Here is a 19109-nt window from a genome sequence, read left to right as displayed (position 1 = left end):
GCGCTATTATGCCAAATCCAAAACAAAAAGGCCGGAGAATCTCCGGCCCTTTGGCAATTTATTTGTTCAGTGCACCCTGGAACACCGCCACCAGCGCGTCATTCTGCGCCTGAGTGAGCACATGGCCCTTAGGATCAATGAACTGCAGACTGCTGCGGTTATCCAGATCGCCAACCTGCAATTTGTAATCGCCGTTTGGCAGCTCAGGATCTTTCGCACCAATCGCGTCAAACGCGCTGCTGCCCGGCTGCTTGTAGGTCACTTTCAGACTACCCTGCGAGCGGTTGTCATCAGTCACTTCCATGCCCACACGCTTCAGCGCCGCTGGCAGACGCTGCCAGGTGACGTTAAACGGTGAACGCAGCACCAGCAGTGGCAGACCGGTATCATCTGCGCCGCTCTGGACATCAATCTGTCCGGTCGCGCGGCCTGCAGCGGCATCGGCGCTGGCGGTATCAATCTTATCCAGACCGGTGCTGATGTCGTTCAGCATCTGGCCGGTGTAGCGTTGGATCTGTGCCGGAGCCGTCACCGTTTCACCTTTCTGCTGCAGTTCCAGCAGACGAACCGTCAGCACCTGCTGATAGCTCTGGTTCTGAACGCTGATCTGATAACGACCACGATACTGATTGTCTTCATCCGCACGGTTCCACTGCACCCAATCGGTGGTCAGCTGCTGCCCAGCATCATCACGCTGTGCAATCGGGAACTTGTAGGACTGGATCACATTCACCACCTGTGACCAGATCGAGCCACGGCTGCTCTCAACCGCCAGCACACCGGTATTACCAGTGAACTGTGCACGCGTGCCGTTCAGCAGCGCCAGAGGTTGAGCCGGAGGACGAATATCCAGTTCTTTACCTACTGCACCCTTCGCAACAGTGTGCGGCACTTCGTAATCGCCATTCTGCAGAGGCAGAATCATCCCCGCCGGGGCTTTTAAATCATGCAGTTCAGGCGCCTGCAGGTAAGATTCATCACCGCTGACCTGGCGCTTATAACGCTGATCGCTGGAACAAGCTGTTAGCAGCATCAGGGTGGACAAGCCCACCACGGTTGCCAGCGTCGAGCGCTTAACTGAATAACTCATTGATTCTCCCTAATTTATCGCAGACCCGCTTTAATCAGCGCCTGAGCCGTTTTCGCCTGACCGGCTTCGGTCAGTGGCGTCATCGGCAAGCGCAGCGTGTCATCCGCGATTAATCCTAGCTGTTTCGCTGCCCATTTAACCGGGATTGGATTGGGTTCACAGAAAAGCGTCTGGTGCAGGTGCATCAGACGCTGATTCAGGCGACGCGCTTCGGCAAAATTACCCTGTTGCGCCAGCGCACAGAGTTCAACCATTTCACGCGCTGCAATGTTGGCTGTAACCGAGATTACGCCTTTGCCGCCCAGTTGCATGGAGTCCAAAGCTGTCGCGTCATCGCCGCTGACAATAATGAACTCATCATTAACCAGCTCTTGGATCTGAGAAATACGCGATAAGTTCCCGGTGGCCTCTTTGATTCCGATAATATTTTTAATTTCGGCCAGGCGAGCCACGGTTTCTGGCAGCATGTCGCAGCCCGTACGTGATGGTACGTTATACAGCATCTGTGGCAGATCGGTGCTTTCGGCAATCGCTTTGAAGTGCTGGAACAGACCTTCCTGAGTTGGACGGTTGTAGTAAGGCGTCACGGTCAGACAACCCACCACACCGGTGCCGGTAAAGCGCTTCGTGAGAGAGATACCTTCAGCAGTGGCATTGGCGCCGGTACCGGCAATCACCGGGATACGGCCATCCGCCAGCTCCAGGGTCTGCATCACCACATCGCCATGTTCTTCATGGCTGAGGGTAGCGGATTCGCCGGTGGTGCCAACAGAAACAATCGCCGCGGTGCCGCTGGCAACATGATAATCAATCAGTTTTTTCAAACTCTCGCGGCAGACATTACCTTTTTCATTCATTGGCGTAATGAGCGCAACAATACTTCCGGTGAACATGGGCTATCCCCTCGACAAACAAGTGCCTCATGTTACGTTTTACCTCGAAAGAAAAGCAAGCGAGCCAAGCCATTCCTACCCTTGTCAGCAGTTTTTTTTATGTTTACCTTATGGTTATTAGCGAACGTACAGGAAATGCCATTTTGTCGCAGTCACAGCCTCACCATCTGGTGATCACCGCATTGGGCGTTGATCGTCCGGGTATCGTCAATACCATCACTCGCCACGTCAGTAGCTGCGGCTGTAATATTGAAGACAGTCGTCTGGCGATGCTGGGCGATGAGTTCACCTTCATCATGTTGCTTTCGGGGAGCTGGAACGCGATAACCCTGATTGAATCCACGCTACCGATGAAAGGGGCTGAGCTGGAACTGTTGATTGTGATGAAGCGCACTAATGCGCGCGTCACCCCACCGATGCCTGCCACGGTATGGGTGCAGGTGGAAGTGCCAGATTCTCCTCATCTCATTGAGCGCTTTACCGATCTGTTCGATAAACATCAGATGAACATTGCCGAATTGGTGTCGCGTATTACCCCGGCACAGGAAGGTGTCCCACCGACACTGTATATTCAGATGACGGCACACAGCCCGGATAATCAGGCCAGCGCACCGTTTGAACAGGCCTTCAACAATCTGTGTGAAGAACTGCATGCACAAGGCTCAATTCGTCTTTATAGTGTCACCGACGATGCCAACAACACCCTGTAAGCTAACGCCGGATTATTTCTCCACACACTCTGCCCTGCGGCATACCGTGTAGTGAAATAACCCAGAGGGTGGCACCCGCTGGTGCTTTTTGCCGCGAGGGTGTATTACCCACAGCATGAAGAAAAAAATGGAGAGTTGTGATGAATCCACTGAAAGCCGGTGATACCGCACCGAAATTTAGCTTGCCCGATCAGGACGGCGAACAAGTAAATTTGGCCGACTTCCAGGGACAGCGCGTTCTGGTCTATTTCTACCCGAAGGCCATGACGCCGGGTTGCACCGTTCAGGCCTGTGGTCTGCGCGACAACATGGATGCGTTGAAAACCGTGGGCGTGGAAGTGCTGGGCATCAGCACCGATAAGCCTGAAAAGCTGTCACGTTTCGCCGAAAAAGAGGTGCTGAACTTCACCCTTCTATCTGATGAAGACCACCAGGTCTGCCAGGAATTCGGTGTCTGGGGTGAGAAAACCTTTATGGGTAAAACCTATGACGGTATCCACCGCATCAGTTTCCTGATCGACGGCAACGGCAAAGTTGAGAAAGTCTTCGACGACTTCAAAACGTCGAACCACCACGACATCGTGCTGGATTATCTGAAGTCGGCATAAGATAAAACGGGTGCACAATGTGCACCCGTTTTATTTACCCCTGCTGATGCTCCAGCGTGGTTTCCGGCCAGGCGCGCACCACGGCCTTGATTAACGTGGCCAGCGGGATGGCAAAGAACACGCCCCAAAAGCCCCACATACCACCAAAAATCACCACCGAAAGAATGATCACCAGCGGATGCAGGTTGACGGCCTCTGAAAACAGAATCGGCACCAGCACATTACCATCCAGCGCCTGCACCACCAGATAAACGATAAACATCGTCCAGAAATCCGTGCCCAAACCCCACTGGAACAGGCCGACGCCAATCACCGGAATGGTGACCACCATCGCGCCGATGTAGGGAATTAGCACGGAAATCCCAACCAGCACCGCCAGCAGCAACGCATAGTTGAGCCCTAAGACCAGGAAGGCAATCCAGGTGACAAACCCTACCGCGACCATCTCCAGCACTTTGCCACGAATGTAGTTGGTGATTTGCTGATTCATCTCCTGCCACACCACGCCCGCCAACCCGCGATTGCGCGGCAGCACGCGACGCACAGCATTGAGCATCTGCTCTTTATCCTTCAGCAGGAAGAAGACCATCAGCGGCACCAGCACCAGATAGATCATCAACGTCATCAGCCCGACTAGCGAGGCCAGCGAGTACTTCACCAATGACTCCCCCAACCCGGTCAGGCGGCTACGCAGATTCTCCACGATGATATCGATGATGCCCGCATCCACCAGCGCCGGAAAACGCTTCGGCAACCCGGCGGCATAGACGTAGAGCTTGTTGAGCATATTCGGCAGGTCACGCAGCAAATTGATGCCCTGCTGCCAGGCCACTGGCGCAACAATCAGCACCATCACCAGCAAAATACCGGCAAAAACAATCAGCACCATGCTGGTGGCGCAGGTGCGGCTGCATCCCAGGCGCTGTAATCGAACGGTTGGCCACTCCAGCAGATAAGCCAGCACCAGCGCGACCAGCAACGGTGCTAATAATCCACTGAAGAAAAACAGGATACAGAACGCCATCAACAGGATTACCAGCAGGCCAATCGCCTGCGGATCGCTAAAGCGACGTTTGTACCATTGGAAAAGCAGAGCCAGCATTTCACTTCCTTGACGCCAAAAACGGGATGACGATTGTACAGAAATTTGCAGTCGATGCCCGGTTCAGATGAACCTGTGCCGGGCACCTGTTTGGTGCGGAATGAGAGAGCCACCGTTAGCAGCGGCTATGTGAAGATTAGCGGGTAATACTGCTCACCAGCGCATCCTGCCCGGCAATCATCACGCAGTTACGCCCGGCATTTTTCGCCTGATAGAGTGCGGCATCCGCCTGTTTCAGGCTCACATCTTGCGGCTGGTTATCGGCCTCCCAATGTGCGATGCCCACTGAAAGCGTGATATGCCCAACATGGTCAATCCAGCTCTCGGCGATGCTGGTACGCACGCGCTCGGCAATCACCCGCGCTTCTTCCGTCGAGGTGGCTGGCAACAGCATCAAAAATTCCTCGCCGCCATTACGGCACACCACGTCGGTCTGGCGCGCACTGTTACGCAGGGTACGCGCCACCTGTTTGATCACTTCGTCACCCACATCATGGCCGAAGTTGTCATTCACCCGCTTGAAATGGTCGATATCCAGCGCCAGCACCGCAAAAGGCTGACGCATGGTTTCGAAGTAATCCAGCACCGCACTCAGGCCACGGCGGTTAAGCAAACTGGTCATCGGATCGGTTTGTACTTCCGATTTCAGCCGACCGATTTTGTCCTGTACCAGTCCGATCCCGGTGAGCAAGGCGCGTTTCACCTGTGCGGCTTCGAAGTACCAGGCACGAATACCGCCAATTTCACCCGAGACGCCCTGGGTGTCCATCTGACTGGCTTTACGCGCCAGTTGCCACAGCGGCAAGGCAATCAGACGGGCGAAGATCACCGCCATCAGTAAGGTCAGCAACGCAAACGGCACCGAGTTTTTCAGCACTTTCAGCAGCAAACCCGAGAGCGGTTGCAGGGTGACGTCGGTTGGTTTGAGCGCCACCACCATCCAGCCGGTGGTCGGCACAATGGCGTAACCCGCCAGTTTCGGCGTGTCTTCTTCTTTGACCTGCACCTCGCCATTAGTGCTCTCATTGCGTTGACGCTCGCTGACGATCTCTGGCGCGGTTTTACCAATCAGCTGGCTATTCTGGTGATAAAGCACCTGATTGTTGCGATCCAATACATACACGCGCGTGCCATCCCGGTAGAACTGCTCACCGAGTAAGGCATTGAGGATACTTTTCTTCTTCAGATAAATAGTGCCGCCTACATAGCCGAGGTAGCGTCCTTCGTTGCTCCAGATCGGCCAGGAGACAAACACAATCAGATTGTTGGCAGCAGAGATGGTGGGTTTGCTCACCATCGGTTGGCGCTGTGCCAGCGCTTCCCGCGAAGCCTGGCTGGTGAGCTGCATGCCTTTGAGCATCAGTGACTCAGGCGAAATCGCTTTCACTATCCCATTGGTGTCGACCACCGCAACGGAGTTGAAGCTATTGGTTTGCTCACGCAGACGATTCACTTCCTGCTGCGCCAGTTCTGGATTATCAAAATCCTTGCCCAACTGCGTCGCGCTGTAGTGCAGCTGCGACTGTGCCAGCTGGAAAAAGACTTCCGTGGTGGCAGCCAGTTTGGTGGCATAAGCGCGATTGGCTTCGAGCGTGCTCTCGATCAGCACCATACGCTGCACACGCCAGGTGGCGTACAAGGTATTGGCGAGCGTAATGACGATACTGGTGATCGCCAGCAACGCGATCAGCGTACGCAGGTCAGTTTTTGGCCGGATGCGCATCAGCATGACGCAACCGCCCTGGTGTGAAAATTCATCATTCGCGTGCCTGACAATATAGTTATAGTTGGACTAGCTACCCCTGGTGAGGGAACCGCCAATTGTACACCTGCAAACCAGATTGAGCACGAACCATCCTGTCAGACACGCGTAATTATTCAGCAAACGTTGGCGCTAATCGATCAGACCATTCGCATCATAGAACGGCCACGGGCCCGGATAATCGCCGATGGCGCAGAGATGCGTGGTCATTCCCTGCTGTGGATGCCAGCGATGCAACAGGAAACCCGGCGGTTCCAGCACGAAATTTGCCGGACCATTTTCAGATAAATCAAAGGCCACCTGATGCGACACGCCTGGCGCAACGCAGGCCAGCGTTCCGGCAAAGCGCGCCTGTACCGAACGGTGCAAATGACCGCTCAGCACGCGTTCCACCTGCGGATGCTGGCGGATAATCGCCGCCAGCGCGTCGGGATTACGCAGCGGTTGCTTATCCATATGGCCGATACCGGAAACCAACGGTGGATGGTGCAACATCACCAGGGTAGGCAATTGCGGTTCGCGCACCAGCTGCTCTTCCAGCCAGGCCAGCTGCGCTTGGTCCACGTAGCCCCACGGCTGCTGCGGCACGCTGGAATCCAGTGCCAGCAGCTGCACCCCTTTCACCCGTGCCTGCCAGTTGAGGGTTTCGCCACGTTGCAGATAGTGGTGATCCGGGAACGCCGCGCGTAGCTGCTGGCGATCGTCGTGATTGCCCGCCATCAGCATGTAAGGCAGTTGCAAACGTCGCAGCGCCGTTCGCAGCGTTTGATACTCTTCTGCGTTGCCGAAATCCACCAGATCGCCGGTGATCACCACCATGTCCGGGCGCGGCGTCAAACGATTCAATGTCTCGATAACCCGCAGCAGCGCCGCCTGGGTGTCCACTTTTTTATACGACAGGCGACCGTTCGCCTTGATATGTAAATCACTTATTTGCGCAATCAGCGTCAATGCTTCAGACACGAATTTCTTCCTCAGGATGCAGAAAATTGCAGGGCGGCGTCCTGCGCCAGCGTCCAGCTCACCGGTTGTCCGGCATGCCAGGCTTCACGCGCATGGCGGTCGACCTGAATCGGCATGGCCAGACCGATATCGATCATCAGCCGCTGCGATGCGCCTAAAAAGGTGCTGGCAAGGATAAAGCCCTGACGCGCATAGCGATTGTCGCTGGCGAGCAGTACATCTTCCGGGCGGCAGAAGCGCTGTGCATTGCCACGCGCATCGACATCCACGCAGTTAATCGCCCCGACGAAATCGGCGACAAACTTTGAAGCGGGGTGCTGATAGATATTTTGTGGCGTATCGATCTGCACCAGACGCCCCTGCTCCATCACTGCAATGCGATTGCCGAGCGCCATCGCCTCTTGCTGATCGTGCGTGACGTACACGGCGGTGATCGCCAGCTTCTTCAATAAGGTGCCGATTTCCAGACGCAGGCGATCGCGCAGACGTGCATCCAGCGCCGCCAGCGGCTCATCAAACAGCAGCACTTTGGGTCTGGCTGCCAGCGCACGCGCCAGTGCCACACGCTGTTTCTGTCCACCGGATAACTTATCAATGCTGCGCTGTGACAACGCGCTGAGATCCACCAGTTCCAGCATCTCCTGCACGCGCGCTTCACGCTCGGCACGCGCCACGCCCTGCACTTTCAAGCCGTAAGCCACGTTCTCAGCGACGTTAAGATTGGGAAACAGCGCATAGTTCTGGAACACCATGCCAACATTGCGTTTCTCAATCGGCAACGCGGTAACGTTACGATCGTCGAACCACACCTCGCCGCCCGCATCACAGCGCTCAAGCCCGCTGATGATGCGCAAGGTGGTGGTTTTTCCGCAGCCAGAAGGCCCGAGCAACACCAGGGTTTCCCCGGGATTCACGGTCAGATCGAGCGGATGCAATGCCAGTTGGTGATTGAAGTGACGTGAACAACCGCGCAGCGTCACGGTAACGGCCGCAGGATTCATGCCGCCTCCTTGTTTTGGCGCGATACCGCGCGGTTAAGCCAGTGATTCACCGCATTCAGCATCAGCAGTAGCGGCAAAATCATCAGAATGAAAATCAGCGTATAAGCGGAACCCACTTCCAGTCGCATTGAGGCGTAACTGTCCGCGAGGCCGACCGGCAGGGTTTTGGTCAGCGGCGTATGCAGCATCCAGGTGATGTTGAACTCCCCCACCGACAGGGTGATCACCATAAAGGCGCCCGCCAGAATGCCGTTGCGGCAGTTGGGTACCACCACGGTAAAGAAGCGCTGCCACAGGCTGGCACCGAGGCTGGCGGAAGCTTCTTCCAGACGCGGCATATCGATCGCCTGCATCACCGCCAGCACCGGTCGCATCATAAACGGCAGCGTGAACAGCACGTGACCAATCAGAATAAACACCCAGCTGTCACGCAGGCCGGAAAACTGGCCGTAAAGCAGAATGATGCCGAGCGCGGTGGCTAAGCCGGGCAGCGCCACGGGCAACATCAGGCACTCTTCAATACGTGCTGCCCAGCGGCCGGGCGCTTTCAACAAGCCCCACGCGGCGGGTACGCCAATCACCAGAGTGACCAACAAGCAGAACAGCGCTATCAGCAACGACAGCCAGAAGGTATCAGCGTACATCTCCCACACTTGCGCCACCCATTTCAGGGTCAACCCGCTGCGCAGGCCGATAAAGTAGTTATTGGTGACACCCGCCAGCATCGACAGCACCACCGGCACAATCATAAACAGCGCGGTGAGCGTGGTGACCAACAGCTGCAGGCTAAACAATCCGCGACGATTCATGCGGCCCCCTTGTGTGCCAGGCGGCGCGCTAACATCAGCGCCAGCCAGGCAACCGCGCCCATCACCACCGACAGCGCCGCCGCCGTAGCAAAGTTAGCGTAGTTAGTGAATTCGCCATAAATGGTCAGCGGTAACACCGCCAAATCGGTGCCGAGCGTAAAAGCAGTGCCAAACGCGCCCATGCTGGTGGCGAAACAGAGTGCGCCGGTAGAGAGCAATGCCGGCTGCAGGCCGGGCACGATCACGTCCCAGGTAATACGCCACTGACTGGCGCCAAGTGATCGCGCTGCCTCTTCCAGCGAGCGATCAAGCTTTTCACTGGCCGCGACGAGCGTAACGATGGCGCGCGGCAGCGAGAAATAGAGATAGCCGATAAACAATCCGGTGAGTGAATAGGCCAGCGTCCAGCGCTCGTGCACCAGGCTCATGCTGATTTGCGCCAGCAAGCACTGCCGGCCCGCGAGCATCACCACCAGAAAACCCACTACCACGCCGGGAAAGGCCAGCGGGAAGGTCAATAAGGCTAATAACGTGCCACGCCCAGCAAAACGCTGACGCGCCAGAAAACAGCCTACGATGGCAGCAATCACCAGCGTAACCAATGTCACCGCCAGCGACAGTAATACGGTATTCAGCAAACTCAGCAGGTAATTCGGCTGAGTGATTACCGTCCAGTAGCCACTGTGCTGGGTGGTGCGATCGTTCTGCATACCGATTTGCAGCAGGCGCGCAAACGGCAGCAGCCAAAATGCACTGAAGAACAGCAGCGCGGGCAGCGTCAGCCATAACCATTTGCTGCCCGGCAAGCTGCGAGCCTGGCGGCGTGAAGCCGCCAGGGTGTCGGAGATCGACATGATTAGTGAATCTCGCTCAGGTACTTAGCAGAGAACGCTTTCTGCGCATCGGCCATCTGCTGATAGTCGACCGTTTGGGCGCGTGCATAATCGCTATCCGGCAGGAAGAATTTCTTCGCTTCGGGTGACATTGCAGAAGTACGCACCGGGCGCAGGAAGGCATTGGCCCAAATCGCCTGACCTTTGTCCGACAGCACATAGTCGATCACTTTCTTGCCATTAGCTTCGTGTGGCGCGTTCTTCACCAGACTGATGACGTAAGGAACCGTCACCGTGCCCTCTTTCGGGATCACAAACGCAACGTTGGCGTGATCTTTATATTTGGCGCGATAGGCGTTGAAGTCGTAGTCGAGCAGAATCGGGATTTCGCCGGAAATCAGACGCGCATAGGCCGTCTGCTTCGGTACGATTGGCTGGTTGGCCTGCAGTTTCCTGAACCAGTTCAGCGCTGGCGTGAAGTCCTGCATGTTGCCGCCTTTCGCCTGGTTAACGGCCACAGCAGCCACATAACCGACAAAGGCACTGGCCGGATCAAGGTAGCCCACCATCCCTTTGTACTCAGGTTTCAGCAGGTCATCCCAGGATTGCGGCACTGGCGCGCCACCGAGTGCATCCACGTTGACCATAAAGCCCATGGTGCCCGAGTGCAGCGCGACCCATTTGCCATTCGGATCTTTCATTCCGGCAGGGATGTCGTCCCAGTGCTGCGGTTTATAATCGGTGATGACGCCCGCGCTGTCGGCCTGGATGCCGAAACTGACGCCGTAATACACCACATCTGCCACCGGATTGCCCTTCTCCGCCACCATTTGCGCCAGCGCCTGGCCGGAGTTTTTGTTGTCTTGTGGCACGGTGATGCCGGTGTCTTTGGCAATGGCTTTGAGCTGTGTACCCCAGTCAGCCCATTCGGGCGGACAGTTGTAGCAGATCGCGGTTTCGGCGGCCTGCGTCATCATACTGAACAGCGAACCGGCGGTCAGCGCGATCGCTCCTGCAAGAATTTTCATTTTTTTATGGAATTTCATGGTGGTTATGGTTCCCTGGTGGAGGCAGTCAAAACGGTGGCGGGTGCGGCGATGCTTTCACCGCTCCGCAACCGGTGGGCCAGTACGCGGGTGCCGCGGCTGGCTTGTTGTAACAACATATCGATGGCACAGGCACCGAGCATGTCGGCTGGCTGAGAGACGCTCGCCAGTGACGGCGCAATCTGCTCGCCAATATCGATGCCGTCAAAACCCATCACCGAAAGTTGCTGCGGGATGCGTACACCGGCACGCGCCGCGGCACCAATCAGGCTGATGGCAAGCAAATCATTTGTACAAATCACCGCTGTCAGAGGTGCTGCGCCCTGCAACTGCGGTTGCAGCAGCGCGAAATCAGAATGGGTATGGCTGGCCATTTCAATCACCGGCAGCGCATTCAGCCCTGCGGCCTGCATCGCATCGCAGTAGCCCTGATAACGCAGGCGAGCGCGATCCGATTGCAGCATCGGCCCGGTGACCATGCCGATATGACGATGGCCCAGACTTAGCAAATGTTCGGTGGCTTCCCGCATCGCCTGCTGGTTATCCACGCAAATCGCTGGCCAGTGACTCTGCTGAGGCACGTTGTGCGCCAGGACAAACGGCATGCTGGCTTCATGCAGCGTGGTCAGAACCGCGCTGTTATCCGCATCGGCCACGGTCAGCACCAGGCCCGCCACGCGCTGGCGCAGCATGTGTTCGACGATCGCCGCTTCACGCTCTGGCTGATAATCACTGGTTGCCACCAGCAAACCGTATCCAGCCGCACGCGCCTGACGTTCCATCGCCTGTAACTGGCGTGAGAAGATCGGGTTGAGCAGTGAAGGCAACAGCACACCCAGCGTGGTAGAACTTTGCGTACGCAGCTGACGTGCAATGTGATTGGGGCGAAATCCGAGTTGCTCTGATGCCGCCAACACCTTTTCCAGCGTGTCAGGCCGCAACAGATGGGGATCAGAAAATGCGCGTGCGGCGGTAGCGCGAGAAACGCCAGCCAGCTTTGCCACACTGATTAAATCGGACATGTTCGCCTCGTGAATGAGCAATGAGATCGATCTCATTGGCGCTTAAAGTAGCGGCGAACTGTGACAGCAACATCGCGGGGAGATGACGAAAAAATGACAGCAGCGCGAACTGCTGTCAGGCAGGAATTACAACATCAGGAAGGCGTAACCTTCGTTTTGCAGCGAGGCAACTGTGGTGCCACTGGAGAGCGTATGAGTGACGCGCGTATCGATCCAGTCACGCTGTAGCTGATGGAACGCCACCGATTGATCGCAGATCGTGACCTTCACTCCCGCCTGCTTCAACTCATCGATCAATTTCAGGTTCGGGTTATCTGTGCCGTAAGCTTTGCGGAATTGTTCGTTATTCAGCGCGGCAGGCACGGCATCGCTGTTGATTGACACCACGAAATTCAGCTGATTTAGCGGCACTCCGGCAGCGTAATAAAGGTTGGTGACACGCGCCACGCGTTCCAGTCCGAGGTTAGGTTGACGGACATCCCCTTCCGTGCGGTTGATCTGAAAAACGACCTTATTGCTCAGGCCTGGCGTATTCGCGGGATTGTAATCCGGCGTATTCACAAAATGGATTTTGCCGTAGCCCGCGATGGCTGGCGTGCTCCAGAAGTCCGCTGGCTCGCTTTTGTTGTCAGCAAACTTGCTGCTGACCTTATCCACCAGCTCTGGAAGCTGTAACACATTACCGCCCACGAAACCCGCCAGTGCGGCGATAACAATATAGGACGCTGGACGCATTTCACTTCTCCTCGATAGAAGACCCTAAGCCCAATTACATTTGCAGGAAGGCATAACCCTGATTTTCCAGCGTCGACACCGTGGTCGGACTGGACAACGCATGAATAACCGATTGATCGATCCACTCTTTCGGGAAGTGATGGAACGCCACTGACTGATCGCACACCGACACTTTGACGCCTAATTTGTTGAGTTCGCCGATCAGCGCCAGATTGGGGTTGTCAGCTTTATAAAATTGCTGGAAATGCGCGTTATCCAGCATGGCAGGCGTGGCATCACCGGTCACAGAGACAACAAAGTGCAGCTGATCGGCAGGCACGCCTGATGCGATGTAGAGGTTAACTACGCGGGCGACGCGCTCCAGCCCAAGATTAGGCCGCTTCATGTCCCCTTCGCTTTTGGTGATTTGAAACACCACTTTGTTGCTCAGCCCGACTACCGGTTTAAAGGCGGCATCAGATTCGTAATGGATTTTGCCGTAACCATCGACAGCAGGCGTGCTCCAGAAACCTTCAGGATCGGTTGGCTCGGCAGAAAAATGGCTCACCACTCGCTGATAAATATCATCACTTTTGCTGACGGTGGCGCCAACAAACCCACCCACGATCGCAATCAGGGCGTAAGAGACAACAGAACGCATAATAACTCTCCGGCATGCACTGCGCTAATTCACAGTCCGTTTGAATAAAGTGCCTTATCTATATCACAGCGTGAGCAGGGCAAAAGTCCTGTAGTTTTGGCCTATCCGGGATTTTCATTGCGGAAATAATAATTAGTCAGGCTAATTGAATAATGCTTTCGATTGAGCTGAAGAGATGCCTAAAAAAATAACTGGCTTGAATCGACTGTCAGCTATTTAGTTTTTATCAAGCCAGGGGAGCTGAAAATATGACCATACTTAACTAAAATTTCGGCGACCCTATAAAAAATCACCATTAAAATCACTGATGGATAAAACAGGCCAGTTCACTGTTTTGACGTTTGTTTTTCAGAGTAAACCTGGAAAATTTCATGCCAGATTCAATTATTTTGAGCAACTTTACGTAACTTTAACTTCTGAACCTGTAAAAGCGCTAACCTGGTCGTGGCGGACTATTCAATTTTTTGCTGCAATCAGCGCCCGCTGTAGCCATTTTTTCATTTTAAGTCTGTGTCGCTTCTTCATTTGCTTGTTACCACGCGCTGGTTAAGATAGAAGCGCTGCGTCAAAGGAAAGTACGCGCAGAACATTTGAACGACTTACCTGTCCAATTGCAGGTGACTTTTACAGGATCAAGGCATGTTTAACCGGTTGAAAAAATCAGTGCTGGCGGCCCTTATTCCTACGCTGCTGCTGACGCCCGCACTCTCCGTGCACGCGGACGTGAGTGATAATCTGCCCGATATGGGAACCACAGCGGGTTCAACGCTATCCATTAATCAGGAATTACAAATTGGCGACTTCTACGTGCGCCAACTGCGCGCCAGTGCGCCGCTGATTAACGATCCGCTATTAAATCAATACATCAATGAGTTAGGGCAGCGCCTGGTGGCGCATGCCAATTCGGTGCGCACGCCGTTTCACTTCTTTCTCATTCAGAATGACGAACTGAACGCTTTCGCCTTTTTCGGCGGCAACGTAGTGCTGCATTCATCATTGTTCCGCTACACCGACAATGAAAGCCAACTGGCGTCGGTGATGGCGCACGAAATTTCTCACGTCACTCAACGCCATCTGGCACGTGCGATGGAAGAGCAGAAGCGTAATGCGCCACTCACCTGGGTGGGCGCGTTGGGGTCGATTCTGCTCGCCATTGCCAGCCCACAAGCCGGGATGGCGGCGTTAACCGGTACGTTGGCGGGTACGCAACAGGGTATGATCAGCTTCACTCAGGCCAATGAGCAAGAGGCTGACCGCATCGGGATTCAGGTGCTGCAACGTGCAGGTTTCGATCCGCAGGCGATGCCAGCTTTCCTGCAGAAGCTCGCCGATCAAAGCCGCTTCTCCTCCAAACCACCGGAAATTTTACTGACGCACCCCTTACCGGATAGCCGTTTGGCCGATGCGCGTAACCGTGCCAACCAGATGCGCCCGGTGGTGGTGCAGTCATCGGAAGGCTTCTACATGGCGAAAGTGCGCTCGTTGGGTATGTACGCTACTGGCCGTAATCAGCTGACCGATGAGCTGTTAAATGAATACGCCAAAGGCAACTCACGTGAGCAAATGGCATCGCAATACGGTAAAGCGGTGCAGTTCCTGCAGGCGAAAAGCTTCGACAGTGCGAAAAAAATCATCACCCCGATGCTGGCGAAACAGCCGGATAACGTCTGGTTGCTGGATATCATGACGGATAGCGACATCGGTCTGAACCAGCCGCAGCAGGCGAGCAACATGCTAACCAGTGCCAAAGGAAGCAGCACCAATCCGGTGCTGCAGCTCAACCTCGCTAACGCTTATGTCGAGGCGAAACAGCCCGCTAACGCCACGCGCATCCTCAATCGTTATACCTTTGCCCATCCCGATGACGTCAATGCCTGGGATTTACTGGCACAAGCCTCGGCAGCACAAGGATTACGGGATGAGGAGTTGTCGGCACGAGCGGAAGGATTAGCACTCAATGGCCAGCTCGATCAGGCGATCACCACCCTGAGCAGTGCCAGCGCCCAGGTGCCGCTCGGCAGCCTGAAACAGGCACGTTACGATGCTCGCATCGATCAGTTCCGCGAACTGCAAAAGCGGTTCCGTCAGTATCAGAAAGGATAAAAATAATGGTGAGCATTTATCACAACCCGCGTTGCAGCAAGAGCCGCGAAACCCTGGCGCTGTTGCAGGATAAAGGCATTGAAACTGATGTGGTGCTGTATCTTGAAACACCGCCTGACGTGCAGGCGCTAAAAAAACTGCTGCAACAGTTAGGCATGAGTAGTGCGCGCGATCTGATGCGCCGCAAAGAAGATCTTTATAAAGAGTTAAATCTGGCAGACAGCCAGTTGAGTGAAGATCAACTGCTGCAGGCGATGGTTGAGCATCCGAAACTGATCGAACGCCCCATCGTGATCAACGGTGATCAGGCACGAATTGGCCGTCCACCGGAAGCGGTGCTGGAGATTGTTTAAAGCCCCAGCGCTTCTTTGACAAAAGGAATGGTGAGCTTGCGCTGTGCGCTAATAGAGGCGCGATCTAACCGATCAAGCGTATCAAACAGCGTGCGCATTTCGCGGTCGAGGCGTTTCAGCAGGAAGCGCCCGACATCTTCCGGTAACTCAAAACCACGCAGCCCTGCTCGCATTTGCATCGCCTGGAGTTTGTCTTCATCTGACAATGGCTGCAAACGATAGATTTGTCCCCAGTCGAGACGGGAAGCTAAGTCCGGCAGGCCAAGATTGAGTTGACGCGGTGGACGATCGCCGGTGATCAGCAAACGCGTTTTGCCGATTTCCAGAATACGGTTATAGAGATCGAAGATCGCCATCTCCCACTCGGCATCACCGGCAATGCATTCGATATTATCAATGCAGACCAGTGCCAGGTTCTCCATGCCGTCCAACACTTCCGGCACAAACCAGGTGCGTTTATCCAGCGGAACATATCCCACCGCTTCACCACGGGCCGACATCTCAGCACAGGCTGCATGCAGTAAGTGACTACGGCCGCCGCCTTCACGTGACCAAAAATAGAGATAGCTGCCGTGTTGCTGAGAGAGTGCGCCTTGCAGCGCCGCCAACAGAGACGGATTTTCCCCCGGCCAGAAACTGGCAAAGGTTTCATCATCGGGTAAATAGAGTGGCAGTGAAAGCTGTGCCGGCGTGTTCAGAAGTACCTCAATGGATGAGCAGGCAGAAAACGGCGCAAGTTTATCACGATCCTTGCAAGAGATGAACCAGGCTTCCCTGCCCGGCAAAGCGCATTAACTTTCGCGCTTTTCTTCGGCATCCAGTACCACTTCCTCGGGCCGTAACAGATTGATTACGCGGAAAATCAGTGCCAACGCGACGCCAACGATGGTGGCCAGCGCCATGCCTTTCAGTTCTGCAGCGCCGATATGCACTTTCGCGCCGCTGACGCCGATGATCAGGATCACCGAGGTCAGGATCAGATTCTGCGCTTTGTTGTAATCCACTTTAGATTCAATCAATACGCGAATACCGGAAGCCCCGATCACTCCGTACAACAGCAGAGAAACGCCCCCCATGACCGGCACCGGGATCGCCTGAATTGCGGCCGCCAGTTTACCTACGCAAGAGAGCAGAATCGCGAAGATCGCCGCCCCGCCAATCACCCAGGTGCTGTATACACGGGTAATCGCCATCACGCCGATGTTCTCACCATAAGTGGTGTTTGGCGTGGAACCGAAGAAACCGGAGATCATGGTGGACAAGCCGTTAGCAAACATCGAGCGATGCAGGCCGGGATCGCGAATCAGATCTTTTTTCACGATATTGGCGGTAACGACTAAGTGGCCAACGTGCTCAGCGATCACCACCAGCGCCGCAGGCAGGATGGTCAACATCGCGGCCCATTCGAAGCGCGGCGTGTAGAAGGTTGGCAGTGCAAACCACGGCGCATCAGCCACCGATTGCCAGTTTACGATGCCCATAAAGGAGGAGAGCGCGTAGCCAGCCAGTACGCCGATCAGAATCGGGATAATGGCGAGGAAACCGCGGAACAGCACCGAACCAAACACCGTGACCGCCAGTGTCACCATCGAAATGATGATGGTTTTGCTGTCTGGCGAAGTGCCATCGGCTGGCAACAGACCGGCCATATTGGCTGCCACGCCCGCCAGTTCCAGACCGATCACCGCAACGATTGCGCCCATCGCGGCCGGTGGGAACATCACATCCAGCCAGCCGGTACCGGCTTTTTTGACGATCAGCGCCACTACACAGAACAGGAAACCGCAAAGAATAAAGCCGCCCAGCGCCACTTCATAACCCAGCGGCAACAGCAGCAGCACCGGTGAAATAAAGGCAAAGCTCGAACCCAGATACGCCGGGATTTTTCCTTTACAGATAAACAGATACAGCAGCGTACCAACGCCGTTAAACAGCAATACGGTGGCCGGGTTGATGTGGAACAGAATCGGCACCAGCACCGTGGCGCCAAACATGGCGAACAGGTGTTGTAAGCTGAGTGGAATGGTTTGCAGCAGCGGTGGACGTTCGTCTACCCCGATCGCGCGTCTTGTCATTATCTCTCTATCCCCATTAGTCGTTATGAATGCTGTTTGTTCAGGCCGCGCCATCAGGGAGCCGCGCAATTCATTACGCAATATTCCAACACGCTAAGTGCCATGTCGGGAAAAAGAGCGCGATAAATCGCGCCGCTACCAAAGGTGCTGGTGTTTATGCGGCACTGAACTAAAGGGCATTACATGAGTTGTTGTGTTTTTGCCAAAAAAAAGCCGACTCTCTGGCCGGCTGGATGCTTTATTTATTTCGTTCCGAAGATCTTATCGCCGGCATCGCCGAGACCTGGAATGATATAGCCCTTCTCGTTCAATCCCTGATCGATTGACGCGGTGTAGAGCTCAACGTCTGGATGCGCTTTCTCCAGCGCCGCAATCCCTTCTGGTGCCGCCACCAACACCAGCACTTTGATGCTGTTGCAGCCCGCTTTTTTCAGCAGGTCGATAGTGGCGATCATCGAACCACCGGTTGCCAGCATCGGGTCAACGACCAGTGCTAAACGCTCTTCGATATTGGACACCAGTTTCTGGAAGTACGGCACCGGCTCCAGCGTCTCTTCATCACGATAGACACCGACGACACTGATGCGCGCGCTTGGCACGTGCTCCAGCACACCTTCCATCATGCCGAGGCCCGCACGCAGAATCGGCACCACGGTGATTTTTTTGCCTTTGATTTGATCGACGTCGACCGGGCCGTTCCAGCCTTCAATGGTGACGCGCTCCGTGGCCAGATCGGCAGTGGCTTCATAAGTCAGCAGGCTGCCGACTTCTGAGGCCAGCTCGCGGAAGCGTTTGGTGCTGATATCATGCTCACGCATCAGGCCCAGTTTATGTTTGACCAGCGGGTGTTTGACTTCCACGATCTTCATGATTGTTCTCCCGGAATTGAGTTGAGCTAAAAAAAATCGCCGGATTATACCGCCTTTTTGCCACTGCGCCACTTGTCATTGGTCAATGGCTTAGCGCGATTCGCGTGATCTTAAGGATTGGTGAAAAATCAGCACTGTGCAAAGCGGCGTGAGATGGCACTCGCAAACGTTTGCCTGCGCTGATAGAATTAGCGCGCTTAATTTTTGCCACCAACCGCAATTCGCGTGGGGATTCCGCAGTGACCGACAAAACCTCTCTCAGCTACAAAGACGCCGGTGTTGATATCGATGCTGGTAACGATCTGGTTGACCGTATTAAAGGCGTAGTAAAGAAAACTCGCCGCCCGGAAGTGATGGGTGGGCTGGGTGGCTTTGGCGCGCTCTGTGCGCTGCCGCAGAAATACCGCGAGCCTGTGCTGGTCTCCGGAACCGATGGCGTCGGCACCAAGCTGCGTCTGGCGATGGATCTCAAACGTCATGACAGCATCGGCATCG

19 protein-coding genes and 1 pseudogene are annotated in these 19109 nt (G+C 55.1%); 5 read left to right on the top strand and 15 right to left on the bottom strand.

Going from position 1 to position 19109, the window contains the following annotated elements; all coding sequences use genetic code 11:
- Positions 1-58: 58 nt before the first annotated feature.
- Together bamC and dapA are read right to left on the bottom strand one after the other, a co-directional pair.
- Complete coding sequence (bamC, locus tag RT340_RS06845; protein ID WP_313374960.1) at positions 59-1090, bottom strand: outer membrane protein assembly factor BamC; 1032 nt, start codon at positions 1088-1090, stop codon at positions 59-61.
- Positions 1091-1104: 14 nt separating this feature from the next.
- Positions 1105-1983 (bottom strand): 4-hydroxy-tetrahydrodipicolinate synthase, encoded by an 879-nt coding sequence (dapA, locus tag RT340_RS06840; RefSeq protein WP_034825765.1) that lies wholly within the window; start codon positions 1981-1983, stop codon positions 1105-1107.
- Positions 1984-2093: 110 nt separating this feature from the next.
- On the opposite strand from dapA, the gene RT340_RS06835 reads away from it, so the two are divergent.
- The gene (locus tag RT340_RS06835; RefSeq protein ID WP_370523124.1) at positions 2094-2693 is read left to right on the top strand and encodes a glycine cleavage system transcriptional repressor; all 600 of its coding nucleotides are present in this window, start codon (positions 2094-2096) and stop codon (positions 2691-2693) included.
- Positions 2694-2833: 140 nt separating this feature from the next.
- On the top strand, positions 2834-3301 hold the full coding sequence (gene bcp / locus RT340_RS06830) for a thioredoxin-dependent thiol peroxidase (protein WP_034825761.1): 468 nt from the start codon (positions 2834-2836) through the stop codon (positions 3299-3301).
- A gap of 34 nt (positions 3302-3335) precedes the next feature.
- Here the strand turns inward: bcp and RT340_RS06825 are convergent, their stop codons facing one another.
- The 10 genes from RT340_RS06825 to RT340_RS06780 form a co-directional block, all read right to left on the bottom strand.
- Entirely contained in the window at positions 3336-4403 is a 1068-nt protein-coding gene (locus tag RT340_RS06825; protein WP_034825758.1) for an AI-2E family transporter, read from the bottom strand.
- A 136-nt stretch (positions 4404-4539) separates the two neighbouring features.
- Positions 4540-6132, bottom strand: coding sequence for a sensor domain-containing diguanylate cyclase (locus tag RT340_RS06820; protein ID WP_058959105.1), 1593 nt, complete (start codon positions 6130-6132; stop codon positions 4540-4542).
- Between the two features lie 165 nt (positions 6133-6297).
- Entirely contained in the window at positions 6298-7128 is an 831-nt protein-coding gene (locus RT340_RS06815; RefSeq protein ID WP_160834307.1) for a phosphodiesterase, read from the bottom strand.
- An 11-nt stretch (positions 7129-7139) separates the two neighbouring features.
- On the bottom strand, positions 7140-8129 hold the full coding sequence (locus tag RT340_RS06810; protein ID WP_313374955.1) for an ABC transporter ATP-binding protein: 990 nt from the start codon (positions 8127-8129) through the stop codon (positions 7140-7142).
- On the bottom strand, positions 8126-8938 hold the full coding sequence (locus RT340_RS06805; RefSeq protein WP_211728299.1) for an ABC transporter permease: 813 nt from the start codon (positions 8936-8938) through the stop codon (positions 8126-8128). The genes RT340_RS06810 and RT340_RS06805 overlap by 4 nt, the downstream gene beginning before the upstream one ends.
- Positions 8935-9792 carry an ABC transporter permease gene (locus RT340_RS06800; RefSeq protein WP_313374952.1) on the bottom strand — a complete coding sequence of 286 codons (858 nt, stop codon included), beginning with the start codon at positions 9790-9792 and terminating at the stop codon, positions 8935-8937. Before RT340_RS06800 ends, RT340_RS06805 begins: the two co-directional genes overlap by 4 nt.
- Before the next feature lie 2 nt (positions 9793-9794).
- Positions 9795-10799: an ABC transporter substrate-binding protein gene (locus tag RT340_RS06795; protein WP_249221656.1), complete on the bottom strand. Its 1005-nt coding sequence runs from the start codon at positions 10797-10799 to the stop codon at positions 9795-9797.
- 23 nt (positions 10800-10822) lie between these two features.
- Positions 10823-11839, bottom strand: coding sequence for a substrate-binding domain-containing protein (locus RT340_RS06790; protein WP_211728301.1), 1017 nt, complete (start codon positions 11837-11839; stop codon positions 10823-10825).
- A 126-nt stretch (positions 11840-11965) separates the two neighbouring features.
- Positions 11966-12574, bottom strand: a complete 609-nt coding sequence (locus RT340_RS06785) for a DsrE family protein (protein ID WP_058959112.1) — start codon at positions 12572-12574, stop codon at positions 11966-11968.
- Between the two features lie 34 nt (positions 12575-12608).
- Positions 12609-13214 (bottom strand): DsrE family protein, encoded by a 606-nt coding sequence (locus RT340_RS06780; RefSeq protein WP_058959113.1) that lies wholly within the window; start codon positions 13212-13214, stop codon positions 12609-12611.
- Positions 13215-13853: 639 nt separating this feature from the next.
- On the opposite strand from RT340_RS06780, the gene RT340_RS06775 reads away from it, so the two are divergent.
- The gene (locus RT340_RS06775; RefSeq protein ID WP_313374949.1) at positions 13854-15317 is read left to right on the top strand and encodes a M48 family metallopeptidase; all 1464 of its coding nucleotides are present in this window, start codon (positions 13854-13856) and stop codon (positions 15315-15317) included.
- A 5-nt stretch (positions 15318-15322) separates the two neighbouring features.
- A complete protein-coding gene (gene arsC / locus RT340_RS06770) occupies positions 15323-15670 on the top strand; it encodes an arsenate reductase (glutaredoxin) (protein ID WP_058959115.1) in 348 nt (115 codons plus the stop codon).
- On the opposite strand, the gene hda is transcribed toward arsC, so the two are convergent.
- From hda to upp, 3 genes are all read right to left on the bottom strand, one after another.
- A complete protein-coding gene (gene hda, locus RT340_RS06765; protein ID WP_202403671.1) occupies positions 15667-16368 on the bottom strand; it encodes a DnaA inactivator Hda in 702 nt (233 codons plus the stop codon). The two genes, arsC and hda, sit on opposite strands and share 4 nt — an antisense overlap.
- Before the next feature lie 93 nt (positions 16369-16461).
- A complete protein-coding gene (gene uraA / locus RT340_RS06760) occupies positions 16462-17745 on the bottom strand; it encodes a uracil permease (RefSeq protein WP_038645460.1) in 1284 nt (427 codons plus the stop codon).
- Between the two features lie 242 nt (positions 17746-17987).
- Complete coding sequence (gene upp, locus RT340_RS06755; protein WP_034825735.1) at positions 17988-18614, bottom strand: uracil phosphoribosyltransferase; 627 nt, start codon at positions 18612-18614, stop codon at positions 17988-17990.
- A gap of 239 nt (positions 18615-18853) precedes the next feature.
- Here upp and RT340_RS06750 point away from each other — a divergent pair.
- Positions 18854-19109, top strand: a pseudogene (locus tag RT340_RS06750) (phosphoribosylformylglycinamidine cyclo-ligase); the annotation flags it as partial.

Source organism: Pantoea sp. CTOTU50773 (assembly GCF_032082325.1).
Lineage (GTDB): Bacteria > Pseudomonadota > Gammaproteobacteria > Enterobacterales > Enterobacteriaceae > Pantoea > Pantoea communis.
Note: the sequence above shows the minus strand (reverse complement) of the source record. Positions and strands in the feature narration are given on the sequence as shown.